The following is a 16295-nucleotide window of genomic DNA, read 5'->3' on the forward strand; positions in this document are numbered from 1 at the left end:
CAATATACCTCACAAGCATATTTTGACCTGACCCAAAGATACGGCATTACGCCGTCCATGTCAAGGCGTGGAAATCCTTATGACAACGCTTTAGCTGAGAATTTCTTTTCGTTCCTTAAAACAGAATGCATTTCCCGTCAGAGAGTGCAAACTTTTGAACAGGCACAATTATTGATTGATGATTATATCCATTTTTATAACTTTGAGCGTTTTCAGTTAAAATACCGCCTGACCCCGTTTGAAAAACGGAGCCAGGCGGTGTAAATCAAAAATATTCTACGATTTGCTTTTCTTTTCCGTGTCTATTTACTCTGGTTCGGTTCAGAGCACCGTTGGCTTTTTTTATTTTAAGGGCCAATTGCCTAGAAAGCTATCAATTAAAACCTAGTCTTTCTTGTTCCTAGAACCACCACAATCCTAAACTAACATACAAATCATAAATCATTATGATCCAAACTTATTATTTTAAGTTATCAAAAATAACGCTACTATAAAAATTATTCATAACAGTTATAAAGGATAATTATTTCATTATAGATAATATTACCCAAAAAAGCATATAAGTGAGGTGATCAAAAAGGGGTGGTCTTTGCTACTGTTATTAAGGAGGGATTTCATTGCAAAAACATGCACTAATTATTTTAAGCGGGTTAATCCTAGGTATCTCGGCCGTTCTTCTTGTTTTCATGGGCAATCCAGGAAACTACGGTGTTTGTATTGCTTGCATGTTACGGGATGTTGCAGGAGCTTTAGGACTGCACCAGGCTCAGATCGTTCAGTATTTGCGACCGGAAATTATTGGTCTTAGTTTAGGTGCCACCCTTGCTGCCCTAATCACCAAGGAATTTCGGGCCACCGGAGGCTCCAGCCCAATCATAAGATTTTCCCTAGGTTTTGCGGGTATGCTGGGTATGCTCGTGTTTCTTGGTTGTCCTGTAAGAACGGTTTTACGTCTGGCGGGTGGTGATTTTAATGCAGGCATCGGTCTGATTGGTCTGATAATAGGTATTATCATTGGCACTATGTTCCTAAGAAGAGGTTTATCCCTTGGGCGAGCTGCTAAAATGTCTCCGGCAAACGGTTATGTTTTTCCTCTCTTTATCCTTAGTTTATTAATAGCCGCACTCATAATTCCTTCCTTCTTTTTTGCTAGCAAAACGGGTCCCGGTTCCATGCATGCACCGTTATTTCTGTCCATTGGAGCAGGTTTAGTCATTGGGATAATGGCTCAACGTTCAAGGCTTTGTATGGCTGGGGGAATTCGAGATGCTATCTTCTTTAAGGACTATCATCTAATGTATGGCTTTCTGGCAGTATTCGTTGCTGCCTTAGTGGGAAATTTGTTGGTTGGAAGTTTTAAGTTAGGTTTTATTGGCCAGCCACTGGCCCATACTGACGGTTTATGGAATTTTTTAGGAATGCTACTTGCCGGACTAACTGCCATTCTTTTAGGAGGTTGTCCCCTGCGACAATTGGTAGCTGCTTCTGAGGGTAATACCGATGCAGTTGTCACAGTTCTTGGCTTACTGGCCGGTGCAGCCTTTGCTCATAATTTTGGTTGGGCGGCAAGTGCTAAAGGCGTCCCTCAGGCGGGTCAAGTTGCAGTTGTTTTAGGACTTATCTTTACTCTAGGTATGGGCTTTGCTCTTTGCAAGTTTAAGGTTGGGGGTGAAGTAAAAAATGAAAAAACATGTGGATGCCAGGGGACTTTCCTGTCCTGAACCTGTGCTCCTGACCAGACAGGTTCTCCAGGATCAAGTTATTCAAGAAATTACCGTATTGGTAGACAACAAGGTAGCTGTGGAGAATATAACTCGCATTGCGGAAAACTCAAACTGCCAGGTTAAAGTAACAAAACAAGACAGTGACTTTATGCTTACACTGATAAAAATTAAATAAATACCTCAACTCCATAATAAAAACCAAGTTGACCGGATGTATCTTTACGTCAACTTGGTTTTTATTTTGGGGTCACTTTTGGCTTATTTGGTTTTTGGTTGCAGCCGATTGCCAATATCCCGCATTTCTTGATCAAAGCTCTCGATGGGTTTGCCAGCTGCTACCCCTTGAGATACCTTTTTAATTCTGGTAACGGTATCTACATCGGAGGAGACCGTTACCATATAGTTACCTTCTTTTTTCTTAACCCTGTCTAAAACTTCTTTTTCCACCGCTACTGATTTGTTTTTTTCCAAATTACTGTTTAAATCCAGTCCCACGTAAATATTTTTGCCAGATACAACGGCTGTGCAACCACGAACTCCATTTACCTTGTTTGCCTCGGACACGGTCCGGTCTGCTACTTCCCTAGGATAGCCTGGTGCAGGTGTTGTAGCTCGAGGGGTGGTAGGGGCAGGAGTGGTTGGTTCAGGCTTCTTGGCAGCGGTACAACCACCAAAGACCAGGGATGCCCCCAATAGCACCGTCATGGGCAGAAGAATTAATTTGTTGATATCCTTCATGTTGTGACGCCTCCTAATAATTGATCAATGCTATTATTCCCTTGGTACTCTGCGCTATGCGAGGACAGGTATTTTTCCTTGCAGGGAAGCATATACAAAATTGGAGAAACTTTCAGGGGGCAATGATATGGCTATTCTTTATGCCTTCTTAGGCATGTTCTGCTGGGGCTTAGCACCACTTTTTGGCAAACTGGGTTTATACAATGTACACCCACTGACAGCTCTCTGCTTACGAACCATGATTGCTGCCACCCTAGTGCTGGGCTGGTTAATTGGGTCCCGTGGCTTTCAACAAATGCTACAAATTCCTCCCCTGTTCTGGATTTTTATCGGTATTGAGGCCATTTTGGCTACACTTCTGGGAGATTTAGCGTATTTTGCTGCCCTGAAAAAGGGCAACATCAATGAGGTTTCCCTCGTGATGGCTTGCGCTCCCCTGGTGACCATGTTATTTAGCTTTCTTTTTTTCAGCGAAATAGTAACCGGTCAACAATTGATTGGGGCAGCCTTTATCACCATCGGACTCATTTTTATTAGCCTATCGTGAATTTATTTCCACTAGCAAGTAACCCTCCCGCTGCATATTAAGGTATAGAAAATATGCGGGGGAATGACTATGTATAAAACAAAAACCCCTATCATTGATGCGCTGCAAAAATATAACAGTGATAGGATCATTCGCTGGCACATGCCTGGCCATAAGGGGGGGCAGATGACTCATAACCCCGCCCTCCAATTTTTGGGTGATCGAGTCTATCAGGCAGACGTCACCAATGTCCCGGGGATGGATGATTTGCATCAGCCCCAGGGTATTATTAAAGAAGCCCAGGAACTGGCTGCTGCTACCTTCGGAGCTGATAAGACTTACTTTTTAATTAACGGCAGTTCTTGCGGCTTGCAGGCCCTGGTGATGGCTTCCTGCAAACCCGGCGAAAAAATTCTTGTACCTAGGAATATTCACCGGTCCATCCTAAGTGGTATTATTTTAAGCGGGGCAGTGCCGGTCTTTTTTATGCCAGAGTATGATTATGATTACGGTATTCCCCTCGGTACAACTCCGGCCGGCATTGCGGCGTGTCTGCAAAAACATCCAGACGTCAGGGCTGTTTTGCTGGTCTATCCCACCTATCAAGGCATTGCTTCGGACATTGAAACCATTGCCCAAATTGTGCATCAACATGGCTTGCCCCTACTGGTAGATGAAGCCCACGGTCCGCACTTTGGTTTTCATGAGGATTTGCCCAAAGCCGCTCTGCTGGCCGGTGCTGATGCTGTGGTACAAGGGACCCATAAGATGCTATCCTCCTTTACCCAGGCCTCTATGTTACATCTCAAGGGTAATCGCCTTAACCAACAGCGTCTGGAGAGTATGCTAAGACTTTTGCAAAGCACTAGCACCTCTTACTTACTGCTGAGTTCCCTGGACGGAGCCAGAGCCCAACTAGCCCATCATGGTAGGGAACTGACGGAAAGTGCCCTGGAGCTGTCCCATTTTTTGAGGACTGAGTTAAAAACACTGGGATTACAGGTATTAGGAGAAGAAATGATTGGGCAGCCGGGAGTATATGGTCTGGATTTTACCAAGATCACCATTTCTCTGCGAAGTCTTAAAGTCAGTGGCCTGTGGGCGGAAAAATGGCTGCGGGAAACATATCGGCTGCAGGTGGAAATGGCAGATGTGTTTAACCTGCTGCTGTTAGTCACCTTTGGCAATTGGCGTAGCGATGCTAATAATCTGCTGTCTGCCTTAAGCGATATGGCCTACACCCTGAAGACTTCTCCGCAAATCACAGCGGCCCACGGGGCAGTCGAAAACATCAACCCTTATCCCGTTATTCCTGAGTTGGCTTTACCGCCTCGGGAGGCCTTTTGGTCTTCTCCCACCCCCGTGGCTTTATCTGCAGCGGTAGGGCACATCAGCGCTGAGGTTATCACTTGCTATCCACCGGGCATCCCTGTTATTTGCCCCGGCGAAAGATATAACCAGGATATTATTGATTACCTCATTGCCATGCGCCATCTGGGAGTGCATTTTCAAGGAAGTTTTGATACCAGCCTGGCAACCGTGCAAGTGCTAAAATAACTCGCAAAATACTGCTGGATTTGCTAAAACTTTACGCAATAAAGTAATCATATATATGTAAGATTGATATGCTCTCCATACGGTAGATAGGTTAAAGAATAAAACCAACTACCATGAGGGGAGCATCTTACATCAAAGACCTTCCTTACTATATTAAATGGAATGTTCATTCTCTCTAAAAGACTTTATCTGGATATTGATTAAATCAAATATAGATACTACATATAGGAAAATCTAGAGCTTGGTACTGGGAGGTGCCTACCTTTTGGAGAGAGGTAAGAATAAAGAAAACCATCGTTCTATCCAGGGAGACCGGATGCACATCCGTGAACACCTATCCAATGAACGAACCTTTTTGTCATGGATCAGAACCGCGATAACCATAATGGGACTTGGCTTTATATTAGAAAAATTCTCCTTTTACCTTTCTCCCTTTAAGAAAGGTATTGAACTATCTCCAGCCCACCTGATGTCAAATTACTTAGGGGCAGCTTTAAATGTTCTGGCTGGCATTGTCATCCTTCTGGCGGTAATTCGTTTTCAACAAACCAGGCGCCAAATCAATGAAGGGCAATATATCACCTCCATTACCCTTAACTTTATTTTGGCCGCCATTATTATTTTAGTTACTGTTTTAGCTACCTTTCTCCTAACCATGTTCCCCTAACATCCACCTCCCTACACTTCAAGTAAGTGATTGTAGTTATTGTGCCGTCACTTATAAACTACGGGGTATACTACCCCTGAGGTGATACTGTGCTTCCCTTTCCGATTAAGCCAATGCTGCTGGAAATTGCTAAAGATCCCTTTGATTCCCCAGATCATCTATTTGAGTGGAAGGTTGACGGAGTTCGCTGCCTCCTACACTACAATCGAGGCCAGGTGCGCCTGCAAAGTAGAACCGGCAGGGATTGTACCCAGGCCTTTCCAGAGTTGCAAAATCCGCCGGTAAAGGCTACAGAATGTATTTTTGATGGAGAGATAGCAGTTTTTACCGATAGTAAACCAGACATTGAAGGGATTATGGGAAGATATTTGGCCAACCCCCGGACAGCAAAGGATTTAATGATAAAAAAGCCCGTCAGTTATGTGGTGTGGGATATCTTATGGCATAACGGTGAATCCCTAACCAACAAACCGCTTCTCGAAAGAAAAAGTCTGTTAGATCAGGCATTGCAAAATAATCAATATGTAACAAAGATGGATTGGCTGGAGAATAACGGCCTAGCCCTTTGGGAAGCGGTAAAAAAGAACGGCCTGGAAGGAATCGTGGCCAAAAAGAAAAATAGCCCCTATGTACACGGGCGCTCGTCAAAGTGGCTAAAAATTAAGAATTACCAGGAAGCTCTGATTAACGTATTGGGCTTTAAGCCGCAGGATGGTTTTGTTCTGGTTGGCACTGGCCAGGAGGTACAAGGTCATGCTGTGGGCATAGGTAAAAATGATAAAGCCGCATTGTGGGAGATCGTAGCCAGATACGGCACTACCGATGGCCCCACTACCTGGCTGCCAGCAGGAATTCGCGGCAGAGTAAAATTCACCACTTGGTCCCTTAAGGGCAATATGCGGGATTGCCATTGGCTGGGCTTTGAGGTATGAATGAATCTGGTAGAAAAGTATTAGAACTTTGTAATATTTCTGCTAGCATTTGATATGTTGATTAAAGGGGGTGGTATTCTTGTTGTCTCCCAGCTTGGAAGATTACCTGGAAGAAATCTACCGCATCAGCCTAAGTGGAGAAACAATCAGAGCAACTGATATTGCTGCTTGTCTAAACGTTAGTTTGCCTTCCGTCACGAAAGCCATGCAAAAACTGGATGAAAGTAATTATATTAACTACCGTCGTTACAGGGAAATTATTTTAACTGATCGGGGTAAGAAGTTAGGTCATTTTTTGGTTGAGAGAAACCGTATTATCCGTGAATTTTTAAAATTAATTGGCTCGGAATGTGATGTTGCGGCAGAGGCCGAAGCAATGGAGCATTATCTTTCTCTTCCCACCCTGTCGGCAATCATTAATTTCGTAAAATTCAGCCACGAGCATCCTGCTTGGTTAGATCAATACAAAAACTTCTGCCAAAAAAACTTCTAATCAATTCTGTTAGCTGTCCGTGCTAATACGGTATTAATCCGCAGTCCTCCAGGAGTTGTTGGCCTCTTTTGCTTAAAATCAGTTCCAGAAAGACCTTCGCTATAGCAATATTTTCGGCATTTTTAGGGATAGCAATAGCAAATTCAATAGGTGCTCCGGCAATGGTAATCATCTCCCCAGAGCTTTTTCCCTGCAGGCTGACAGTGGCCTGGCTATAATAGGACGCATGCGCCGGATTTGAGAGATTTATCTTCTCTGGCAAAGTCAGGTGCTTAAGACCAAATTGATTGGTTACACAAAGATAGGCAAAGGCATAATCCAGTTTACCCACCAGCACATCTGCAGCCAAATCGTAGGACTTGGCATAAATCAAGTCTCCTCGGCACCTTCGATCGAGGTTCCTGAAAAGATCAGGGCGTTGATAATAATGTTCTGCTAATTGCCACACCATGAGAGTTCGGTAACCGCAAGGGTCTAAGTTTTGGTTGGATCTCCCATAAATGACCTCCTCTTGGCGAAGGATGTCAAACCAATTTTGCGCATTGATTTCCCCGCTACCCTTAGAAAATTCGTTATACGCCAGCACAATCTGGTCATTAGCAAAAATATAGTATTTATCTATATATTCCGGCCCCAGAAGTTCTTCAAAAAGCATCGGGTCCGCCAACGCTAGAATATCCACTACCTTACCTTCCCGCACCTGCCTCGCACATGCCCGTGAACCAAAAGATTCCGGACGGATGTCCACTTCCGGGTAAACCTCCTGCAAGAGTTTAGCACACTCCACCATTGGCTTACGCAAAGCACCGGCATGTAATATTTTTAAGACCTGATTGCTCACCTATCCTTCACCTCCCGCCGATATTCCTCTAAAAAAGCCTGCATTTTTTCTACTTTCTCACTGATTAATTGCACACAGTAATCCAGGGCCTGATGCCCCTCGGTACTTAACTGGTAAGACCGTCTGGCAGGACCGGTGTGCTCGGTTTCCCAATGGGAGATGACCAAGCCGTCTTCCTCCATCCGACGGAGGTTTCTATAAATGGTGGCAGGATCTGCCTCAATTTCTGAAAAACCGGATTCATTGATTTTCTGAATTAACTCATAGCCATGGGCAGGTTTTTGAGCTAACTGGTAGAGCAAAGTAGGCACCAGCATCTTATCGATGCGTCCCGTAATATAAACATAGGCAGGGTTTTGCTGTTCTTCCTGCATAGGATTCACCTCAAATTCTATACCTAAGTATGCCTAATACTAACATGATTGAGATACGATGAAAACGGCTATTTATTTAAAAGAAATACTGGCTAATGTAACCAAAGGCCAGGAACAAAATGAGGGCCGTGAGGATAACTTTGATCACTTTATCTGGCATAAACTTCTGAATACGGGCCCCTACGTAAGTGCCCAGTAATCCACCAATACCAAAGAGAGCACCCAGTTGCCAATCCGGTGCTACAGCAACCTGGCTGGCAATAGCAGTGGTGGCCAAAATATGGTAATAAATAACGCCGGCAATGGAGGTAATAAAGGTGCCGGCTAAAGCCGCACCGGCTACGGTGTAAACAGGGAGGCCCAATACTGCTACGCAGAAGGGAGAAATAATTGCCCCACCCCCAATACCATAAATGCCCCCAATGAAACCCACCACTAAAGCTAGGCTAAGAATGGCTATCGTGCCAAAGGAATAGGTTTCACCCCAAAATTCGTACTCAATCTTTTTCCAGGAAACGGATTTTGTTTTTACCACTGCCTCGGCAGGCAAACCTGCTGCCAGACGACTGGAGTTTTCCTCCTTCTTTTTTGCCACTTGCTCAGCAAATTTTTTCTGCATCAACTTGTTCTGTTCTTTTACCTTCTTGTTCCAGCCCAACACTTCGGATAGCAGCCGATAGCCCAGGTACAGAAGCACTAGCCCCATAAACAGTTTGAATGCTTTGGGATCGGGTAGATACAGAATCCTAATATAGGCTCCACAGAATACCCCCGGCAGGGTACCGATAACAACTATCCAGGTAAGGGGCCAGGCCATACGACCCTCTTTAATATAGCGGTAGAGACCGCCTGGAATAGCGATGATATTGTAAATTAAATTGGTGGGACTTACCGAGGGGCTGGTGTAATGCAGTACACTAACTTGGAAGGGTAACAGTAAAAAGGCTCCAGACACACCGGCAGAAGCTACCAGCGAAGATACTAAAAATGCCACCAATGGCGGAATAAAGGGTAGTACATCGACCCCGGAAACAGGAAAATGCATAAGATCTCCCCCTTCAATTCGTCAAGCAACAAAGCCCTTTTATAAGTGCATGGTGCATATATGATTGTTATAATAGTATGTTTATTGAAAAAATATGTCAACTAAAAATCCGCAGCTACAAAGAAATTTTTCTTTTGTGGCAATATTGTATTACCTGTAGCCTATTGGCAATGGCGTTAATATCATACAGTAGAGTTTAATCATGGGGGTGAAACATTTGTCGAGGGAGAACCCTGGCCTTTGCCCGCTTTCTGTAGCAGCACGTCAAAACCGTTCATCCTTTGAGATACTTTCCATCGTCAAAGAGATACGGGATCATTTGCTTAGCCAAACGGAGAAGGGCCGCACTATCATCTCACTATACGCAAGCTGCTCACCAGCTCTGGTGAAGGCTGTTCTTTTAGATGGCCGTTTTCGTTCAACAGTCTTGGATGGTCTTGCCAGGCTTAAGCCTGCCATTGTGGGTATTCGAGCAACTTTGGGCAGTGGAGACAGAGATTATGTTTTTACCGAAGCAGATGCTAATACAGTCGCTTTTCTCATGGATATAACAATCGCCAAATTGCCGAAAGGTTTGGCTACACAAGCCAAAGCATTAGAGCAAGAACTTCATCTGTATGATATGCCTGGTAAAACTGTTGCTGAGTACTTAAGGGCCGTTAAACTTTTATAAAGAAATGTACTCTAGGGCAACCAACCCAATAAATAGGAACTTGACTTATTGATATTTTCGCTTTATAGCACATGAAAAAAACTCCCCTTGTGGTAGACAGTTTTATCATTCAACTGTCTACCACAAGGAGAGCATATTAATCCATGTTGAGAGGTTCCTTTTACTTTTGTTTTAGCAGCCCTCTTAATGCCTTTGCCAAGTCTTTGGTATCGGTACCCTGGATGGTATTCATAGAAATAGTTTGCTCTAGCTTTCTTAACTGCTCTGGTGATAATTCCAGGGTACCCGTTTTAGGTAGACCCTTTTTTTCCGAACCTTTTTTCTCCATTAAAATTCCTCCTCTAAGTAGTATCTTCGTCAGAGTTTATCCATGCTTAATAACTACGCCAAAAAGAACATCCGGTAGCCAAGTTACCGGATGTTTAAACATAATTTCTTCCTATGTTAGCCATGGCCGCTCCGATGTTAAGTAATTGATCGTAGGTGGCCACAATTTGCTCCAGAGAGTTGGTAACCACTTTAATAGCTTTTTCTTGTTCCAAAATCATATCACTATCTTCTTTAAGTCGTGTTAAAACAATGGCAATATCTTTAAAAACACGAGTAGCATTCTCGGACTGCAGCTTACTTTGGGCGGCAATTTGCTTGATATCTGCCACCTCTGCGGCAGCCAGGTTAGCTGGCCCGTTATGACCACCTGCTGGAACCTCGTACTGGGAAACCATGGTTAAGACCTTATGGGCTAATCCCAGGGTATCGCTGGCAATTACATTGGTTTCCGCCAAGAGGGTTTCTAAATGTTGGTTCTTACTATTCATTTTTGAGGTAGTGCCCTTTAAGGTTAGGGTAGAGAAATTGATGGACTCCATGGAGAGCATTAATTTGTTGCTCATATCCATCAAGCTATTGGTTAAAGAAGGGACTTGCCTTAATAAAAAGGGCAAACACATTTCTTTTTCTGCCATCCCCTGTAGACAGGCGACTGCCTTTTCCCAGCAAGTGTCATAACCACAGGCACTACAATTAATCAAATCATGATTATTGTATTTACCGGTTTCTTTTAAAGTTTGCCAAATTTCTTCTTCTGTAAAACTTTTCTTTTCTAGAGGTTGGGGAGTAAATACTCGTTCAAAGGCCAACTGATCTACCAGAGTAGATAATTTTTCAATTTCTTTGTTTTGATTTTGATGAACTTGTTCAGCAACCTGACGAGCACGAACAACATAGGATTTATCACTTAGCATACCAGGGCCCATCACACAGCCCTCGCAAACTAACATATCTAAAAATCGAGGCGTAAATTCGCCGTTTTCCATCGCCTTTAACACTTCAATGCAACGGCCAGCCCCTTCCACCACAACAATTTCCATACTGGCTATATCTTCCTGAATATTAGAAGATTTTAACAACCCTCCACTGATTGGAAAGGTCCGGGACAGTTCTGGCTTGGGATTATCCCAAAGGGCATCTGCCAACTCCTGCCAATCAAGGTCTTCCTGAGCAAACCACTGGTTAAGCTGTCGGAAAGTAACAACCGCATCTACGTAGCCAGCAGTATTAACATCCTCGGCTTCATATTTTTTTGCTAAACAAGGTCCCAAAAAAACGATTTTATGGTCGGGATACAGGGCCTTCACGATCTTGGCTTGTATTAACATCGGTGAATCAATGGGGGCCAGATGGGGCAGCAAACTAGGGAAATGCTTCTCAACCAATTGAACAACAGCCGGACAGGCTGTTGAAATCGTCATCTTTGATGGGTGCTGTTGATAATAATGGGCATATTCCCTGGCACATACTCCAGCACCATAGGCCACTTCCTGAACGGTGGAAAAACCCAGGCGACGCAAAGCACTTACCATTTTACCGCCCGAGATCGCAAAGGATGCCGGAAAAGACGGTGCTACAATAGCTGTTACCGGTTGCCCCTGGGCAATCCACTGCTGTACCATAGTTGTATCATCATGAACTACCTTAGCACCAATGGAACAGGCCAAAACACAATGGCCGCAGGCCAGACAACCTTCTTCCATAATCTCCGGCAATCCTTTTTTGATGGCAATGGTTTTAACAGGGCAAGCCCTGACACAGGCATAACACTTACGGCAATTTTCATGGTCAGTTTTTATAAGTTGCATGGGAATCACCTCCCGGTTAAGAAGTCACTATTATGTGTATTTCGACAGAATACTTATTTATCCTTTTAACATTCAACTAGTTTTAGGAATACATATCAAACGTGTTTTTAAGGTTGTTTATATCTAGGCTGCTTCATTGGATCGGGCACTCTGTCATCCTTACCCATTTTCTATGCAAAAATAGTGCCTTAGCAAAAGAGAGGGTTACTTCGGTTTTTCTAACTGAGTTTTCCCAATCGAAACACTTCTACAGTATTATTATTGAACAATATGTCCAATCTTCGTCAGTTGTCTTGGCTGTATGATATAATGAATACCGATCAAAAGGAGGGGAATTATGTCCCTTTATCTGGATATAGACTTAGATTACTTTGTGTCACCTATTATTAAGCAATCTGTTTCCAATCACCGTCCCACGGCCTACCAACCTGTTCAGATTGGTGAGCCCCTGGATTTATTTCACTTGCTGCAGCAAAGAGGTATCTCCCTGGGTGATCGGCGTTATCTCTTTATTAATCATATGCAAAGTCACCTACGATGGTGGTTACATGGCAAAAAGAATAATGTAGTTATTCATATTGATGCCCATAGTGATTTATATGGGCACTCTCATCTCGATTTATCTAATTTACCAATGCTTGGTTGCCAAAATTATTTATGGCACTCCATCCGGGAGGGTTTAGTAGGGGAAATATACTGGGTGTTACCAGAAAACGCAGTGGATATCACAGATCCAGCTATCCTTTACTCCATGTTTACTCCTTCTCAGGTGGGAAAGATACAAGTAAGGGATCATATTTTACATGCAGAACTGAATTGCGTGTTACCTGGAGAGAGACCTAAGGTTATCCCCTATCATTTGCTAAAGGCTAAAGACCTGCCTGTTTTTCGAGAGCCAGCCGAGATCGTAACGGTGGCCAGTTCACCTGAGTTTATACCTAGGCAGGCCGACCAGTTAATTTACACAGTCGGCAGACTAGTAGGTTTGGATGACAATCTTCTCGGCAAAGTTATGGGTCAGCATCAGGAAATGAAAGCAATCGAGGGCGATTTGAACGAGAAAAATTAAAGATATAGCTAGATTGGCTTAGCTATCGCTAGCTAATTAAAATATTTTTTAGACAATAATCGTAAAAAGCAAAAAACGATAGTATTTAACAAAATTTGTTGACATGCAGATTTGTTTGTCCTATATTTTAAGTAAGGGAATAGTTTCTTCGTTAGGTGAGGCTTCTACATAGACACATGCCACTGCCCGGACTGTCGAGAGACTCTAACGGGCCAACAGGTTCTACCGGATTAAGGTTTTACCTAATGTGGCTGGGTTAATCTACCCTAGCTATGTATGTGCTAAAGCTTGTACGAGTGGAGAAGGCTGAATATGCCCTTTTAGGGTTTGTTTTTAACCTTCGCATTTTGCCTGAAGGTTTTTTTATTTTTTGTCACCAAGGGGAGGTGGTAAGAGTGGACGATCCGTATCCTGCGCAATTTTTTAGATATTGTTTCTTCATTCTTACCCTGAATCCTTGGAGGTGAGTCCCTTGATTAAAACCTATCTATACGATAATAAGAACCAAGACATGCGGCATGATATCAGTTTGGACAATTTGCACCCGATTTTGGCCAATAAAGAGAATATGCTCTGGGTGGATCTATACAACTTTACCGAACAGGAAATTAAATATATGGCCAATGCCTTTGATTTCCACGAATTAGCTGTAGAAGACTGCATGCATTACAGCCCCAGAGCTAAGTTAGATCGTTATGACGATTATCATTTCTTGGTAATTCACGCCATTCGTTATAATGAAGAACGTGACGAGGAAATTATGTTGGTACAGCTAAACATTTTCCTGGGTGAAAACTATATTGTTACCGTTCATAAGAATACGCTGCCCAGCCTTGGTCGCTTAGCTAAGATTTGTCTAACGGACATTAAAGTTTCTGATAAAGGTCGTGATTTTTTTCTCTATTCCATCATTGATGGTTTAGTGGACGAGTACTTTCCTGTACTGGATCGCATCGGCGATCGTATTGAAGACTTAGAGGACGAGATTTATGAAAGACCCAGTCGGGAAACCACTGACGAATTCTTAGCCTTGAAAAGAACCATTTTAACCATGCGTCGGGCCATTACACCTCAACGACGAATCTTTTATAATCTAACCGGCAGTTCCTTTATCGTCAATGAAGATAATCACCCCTACTATTTAGATCTAAAGGATCACTTAGAGCGAATATCGGACACCATTGATGGCTATAAGGATCTGGTAGACGGCGCCCTAGCAACGTATTCTTCTATTATTAGTGCCCGAACCAACGAGACCATGCGGGTGTTAACTGTAATTTCTACCATTTTTATGCCCCTTACCTTTGTGACCGGTTTTTTCGGTATGAACGTGCCTTTGCCGGATCAAGAATCTGTCTGGTCTACAGTCAGCATTACCATGGGCTTAATTATGGTTTCATTGTGGATGGTAGTACTTTTCCGCCAAAAGAAATGGATGTAGTTAGCTTAAAAAGGCATCTGCCAATTCACTTGGCAGATGCCTTTTCGCGGGCCTTGCATATCAATCATCCTTGCGATACTTAGAGTCTTGTCGCTTTTCCTGATCGTTTTTATCCTTGTCTCTATCTTTCCATTTATCTTTATTTCCCTTATCAGAACCGTTCGTTTGTTTTTTATCGGATTTTTTATCATTTTTAGTATCGTTTAAATGATTATGGCGACGGTCATCTCGTCGCATTTTATTGTCTTCCTTATTATCTTTCTTTTTATCCTCCAACTCTTTTTCTTCTCGAATTGGCTTCATTACTTTACTATCTACTTTAGGTTTATCCTGAACGTTCTTCGGTTCCTGCTTTTTCATCCCTTTTTCTTTATTAGCTGCTGGATTCTCCACCTGTTTCTTCGCTACGGGTGTTATCCATACCTTGCCTTTAAAGTTTGCCCGGGGTAACATCTGTTCTAGCCTAATGCCCTTTTCCTTCTCCAACTGACCCAAGCCCTTTGTCTTTACCTCTTCAAGGGATACTTCTTTCCCTTTGCCAGAACTACCCTGATAGATTAAATAACGCCCTACCGATAACCCCCGATTATCGGCTTCTTTGTGTTCTTTGATGGTAGCCTGCTGGGAAACTACCTTCACAGGGGCTGTCAGCTCTTCGGCCTTCTTCTTTACAGCCATCTGCAGCTTCTCTTCATCGATCACCACTGCATTTTCCTTAAGAGAAGTGACAGTAGTTAATACTACGTTATTCCTATCATTCAGATAATGGCTATGAGCTGCCCCTTCTACCAGCAATTCCACAGCTCGGTATATTTCCAACTTTTTAGGATGTACTTGTGCCAGTAAATCCCGCCCATCCTGATCTAAACCCTTGGCCCCGATGACTACTCCAGTGTCATTGACAGCCAATTCCAGGCTGGGGTTAATATCCAGTGCTACATAGGCAACAGCAGGGTTGATCATGAAGTTAGCCCATAAACCCGTTATAAGTATTAGCAGGACCGAAGCCACAGCGAGGCCCTGCTTGAGGGACGGAAGTGTAAGCTCTCTGCCCTCCACTTCCTGGCCGGGGGTACAGTCCTTTGTCGTTACTAAAACTCGGACAAAACGTCCGTCCGCTGTCATGACCACACCAAAGGGTCCCTTCAGTTGCAACAATATACCCTTAACCACTCTGACTGCCCCCCTCTCCTGCTGACCAACTGGTTAGTTTTAAGTAGGAGAATAAATAGATAAAACGTTCCTTCTGCGATAATAGAAGTGCCATGGCAATGATATAGCGACGTCCTTTTTCTATGGTTTTCCGATGTAAACCGGACAGTAATGTCAGTTCCTTTACCGGCAACCGCTTTGTTCGCAGTAAATGCCCCAGTAAGGTTGGTTCATCAGCTACCTGCTGGGCCACGGTAATCAGATTGTCTCTCGAATCTCTATGTTTAGGTGAAGCTTCTACCAATTCACTAACACTAATACCGTAGACAAGAAGCTCTTTTTGAAATTCTAGGATTTCCTCTTGTCGTTCCTGTGCCTCTGCTGCAAGCAAAAATTTTTCCCAGGCCTGGGCTGTTTCCAATTGTACGGGGGCTTGATCGGCCCTTTGGTATTCCAATGGTTGGTGCTTGTGCCGGGCCTCTCTGCGAAAATAATCTGATAATCGACTTTTAATTACTAACCTGGCAAACCCTACAAATGGGATATTTCTCTCTTCTTCGAAACGATCAATCGCTTCATTAAAGGCCATCAGTCCAATACTTAATTCATCATCCCGGCCCCACTCTAAAGGACGATTACAATATCTTATACAAGTACTTAAAACAAAAGATCGCGCCTCTGCCAAGAGGTTCTCTCTGGCCTCTGCATCCCCTTGTTTGGCCTGGTTCAGGTACTGTGCCGTGGGTTGCTCTAATGTCAAACGTGGTCACTCCCCCTGACCCCGAACTGCTCCCTCCTGGTTTACTTTCTACTTCATAATACGAAGCCACGATTCTTTTTGAAGGGTAAACTGGAGGGTATCGGTAATAAAAAATCCCCTAACCTATACAATAAGCAGGGGACAAAGATAACTTTATTTTACCTT

Annotated in this window: 19 protein-coding genes and 1 riboswitch; of the genes, 11 read left to right on the forward strand and 8 right to left on the reverse strand. The window is 43.4% G+C overall.

Translation table 11 applies throughout. The features are described 5' to 3' along the window. The 3 genes from BUA78_RS06210 to BUA78_RS06220 all read left to right on the forward strand — a co-directional run. Positions 1-264, forward strand: a 264-nt coding sequence (locus BUA78_RS06210; protein ID WP_139257273.1) for an IS3 family transposase, incomplete at its 5' end; no start/stop codon positions are given. A 353-nt stretch (positions 265-617) separates the two neighbouring features. After that, positions 618-1721 carry a YedE family putative selenium transporter gene (yedE, locus tag BUA78_RS06215; protein WP_072912067.1) on the forward strand — a complete coding sequence of 368 codons (1104 nt, stop codon included), beginning with the start codon at positions 618-620 and terminating at the stop codon, positions 1719-1721. Then, positions 1681-1899, forward strand: a complete 219-nt coding sequence (locus BUA78_RS06220; RefSeq protein WP_072912069.1) for a sulfurtransferase TusA family protein — start codon at positions 1681-1683, stop codon at positions 1897-1899. The genes yedE and BUA78_RS06220 overlap by 41 nt, the downstream gene beginning before the upstream one ends. Positions 1900-1982: 83 nt before the next feature. On the opposite strand, the gene BUA78_RS06225 is transcribed toward BUA78_RS06220, so the two are convergent. Then, positions 1983-2462: a YhcN/YlaJ family sporulation lipoprotein gene (locus BUA78_RS06225; RefSeq protein ID WP_072912072.1), complete on the reverse strand. Its 480-nt coding sequence runs from the start codon at positions 2460-2462 to the stop codon at positions 1983-1985. Positions 2463-2589: 127 nt separating this feature from the next. Between BUA78_RS06225 and BUA78_RS06230 the strand changes: the two genes are divergently transcribed. From BUA78_RS06230 to BUA78_RS06250, 5 genes are all read left to right on the forward strand, one after another. Next, positions 2590-3009: an EamA family transporter gene (locus BUA78_RS06230; protein WP_072912075.1), complete on the forward strand. Its 420-nt coding sequence runs from the start codon at positions 2590-2592 to the stop codon at positions 3007-3009. 69 nt (positions 3010-3078) lie between these two features. Next, positions 3079-4545: an aminotransferase class I/II-fold pyridoxal phosphate-dependent enzyme gene (locus tag BUA78_RS06235; RefSeq protein ID WP_072912077.1), complete on the forward strand. Its 1467-nt coding sequence runs from the start codon at positions 3079-3081 to the stop codon at positions 4543-4545. A gap of 265 nt (positions 4546-4810) precedes the next feature. Beyond that, complete coding sequence (locus tag BUA78_RS06240) at positions 4811-5212, forward strand: YidH family protein (RefSeq protein WP_238456745.1); 402 nt, start codon at positions 4811-4813, stop codon at positions 5210-5212. Positions 5213-5301: 89 nt separating this feature from the next. Then, complete coding sequence (locus tag BUA78_RS06245) at positions 5302-6144, forward strand: ATP-dependent DNA ligase (RefSeq protein ID WP_072912079.1); 843 nt, start codon at positions 5302-5304, stop codon at positions 6142-6144. Positions 6145-6223: 79 nt separating this feature from the next. Beyond that, positions 6224-6637, forward strand: a complete 414-nt coding sequence (locus BUA78_RS06250; RefSeq protein ID WP_072912082.1) for a metal-dependent transcriptional regulator — start codon at positions 6224-6226, stop codon at positions 6635-6637. 22 nt (positions 6638-6659) lie between these two features. On the opposite strand, the gene BUA78_RS06255 is transcribed toward BUA78_RS06250, so the two are convergent. The 3 genes from BUA78_RS06255 to BUA78_RS06265 all read right to left on the reverse strand — a co-directional run bounded on the left by BUA78_RS06255 (position 6660) and on the right by BUA78_RS06265 (position 8897). After that, positions 6660-7478, reverse strand: a complete 819-nt coding sequence (locus BUA78_RS06255; RefSeq protein WP_072912085.1) for an extracellular solute-binding protein — start codon at positions 7476-7478, stop codon at positions 6660-6662. Then, positions 7475-7852 carry a PadR family transcriptional regulator gene (locus BUA78_RS06260; protein WP_072912087.1) on the reverse strand — a complete coding sequence of 126 codons (378 nt, stop codon included), beginning with the start codon at positions 7850-7852 and terminating at the stop codon, positions 7475-7477. Before BUA78_RS06260 ends, BUA78_RS06255 begins: the two co-directional genes overlap by 4 nt. 76 nt (positions 7853-7928) lie before the next feature. Further along, positions 7929-8897, reverse strand: a complete 969-nt coding sequence (locus tag BUA78_RS06265; RefSeq protein ID WP_072912090.1) for a sulfite exporter TauE/SafE family protein — start codon at positions 8895-8897, stop codon at positions 7929-7931. A gap of 217 nt (positions 8898-9114) precedes the next feature. On the opposite strand from BUA78_RS06265, the gene BUA78_RS06270 reads away from it, so the two are divergent. After that, a complete protein-coding gene (locus BUA78_RS06270) occupies positions 9115-9570 on the forward strand; it encodes a hypothetical protein (RefSeq protein WP_072912093.1) in 456 nt (151 codons plus the stop codon). Positions 9571-9730: 160 nt separating this feature from the next. On the opposite strand, the gene BUA78_RS20170 is transcribed toward BUA78_RS06270, so the two are convergent. Together BUA78_RS20170 and BUA78_RS06275 are read right to left on the reverse strand one after the other, a co-directional pair. Then, positions 9731-9898 carry a hypothetical protein gene (locus BUA78_RS20170; protein WP_175548980.1) on the reverse strand — a complete coding sequence of 56 codons (168 nt, stop codon included), beginning with the start codon at positions 9896-9898 and terminating at the stop codon, positions 9731-9733. Positions 9899-9992: 94 nt separating this feature from the next. Further along, on the reverse strand, positions 9993-11708 hold the full coding sequence (locus tag BUA78_RS06275) for a [Fe-Fe] hydrogenase large subunit C-terminal domain-containing protein (protein WP_072912095.1): 1716 nt from the start codon (positions 11706-11708) through the stop codon (positions 9993-9995). 337 nt (positions 11709-12045) lie between these two features. On the opposite strand from BUA78_RS06275, the gene BUA78_RS06280 reads away from it, so the two are divergent. Continuing rightward, positions 12046-12777, forward strand: a complete 732-nt coding sequence (locus BUA78_RS06280) for a hypothetical protein (RefSeq protein ID WP_072912098.1) — start codon at positions 12046-12048, stop codon at positions 12775-12777. Between the two features lie 140 nt (positions 12778-12917). Beyond that, a riboswitch (M-box (ykoK) riboswitch) is annotated at positions 12918-13085 on the forward strand. A 164-nt stretch (positions 13086-13249) separates the two neighbouring features. Next, entirely contained in the window at positions 13250-14218 is a 969-nt protein-coding gene (gene corA, locus BUA78_RS06285) for a magnesium/cobalt transporter CorA (protein WP_072912101.1), read from the forward strand. 60 nt (positions 14219-14278) lie between these two features. Here corA and BUA78_RS06290 read toward each other — a convergent pair whose 3' ends face one another. Together BUA78_RS06290 and sigI are read right to left on the reverse strand one after the other, a co-directional pair. Next, positions 14279-15391: an anti-sigma-I factor RsgI family protein gene (locus tag BUA78_RS06290; RefSeq protein WP_072912104.1), complete on the reverse strand. Its 1113-nt coding sequence runs from the start codon at positions 15389-15391 to the stop codon at positions 14279-14281. Beyond that, entirely contained in the window at positions 15384-16130 is a 747-nt protein-coding gene (sigI, locus tag BUA78_RS06295) for an RNA polymerase sigma-I factor (RefSeq protein WP_072912107.1), read from the reverse strand. Before sigI ends, BUA78_RS06290 begins: the two co-directional genes overlap by 8 nt. Positions 16131-16295: the final 165 nt, after the last annotated feature.

The sequence above is a fragment of the Desulforamulus aeronauticus DSM 10349 genome (assembly GCF_900142375.1).
Lineage (GTDB): Bacteria > Bacillota > Desulfotomaculia > Desulfotomaculales > Desulfotomaculaceae > Desulfotomaculum > Desulfotomaculum aeronauticum.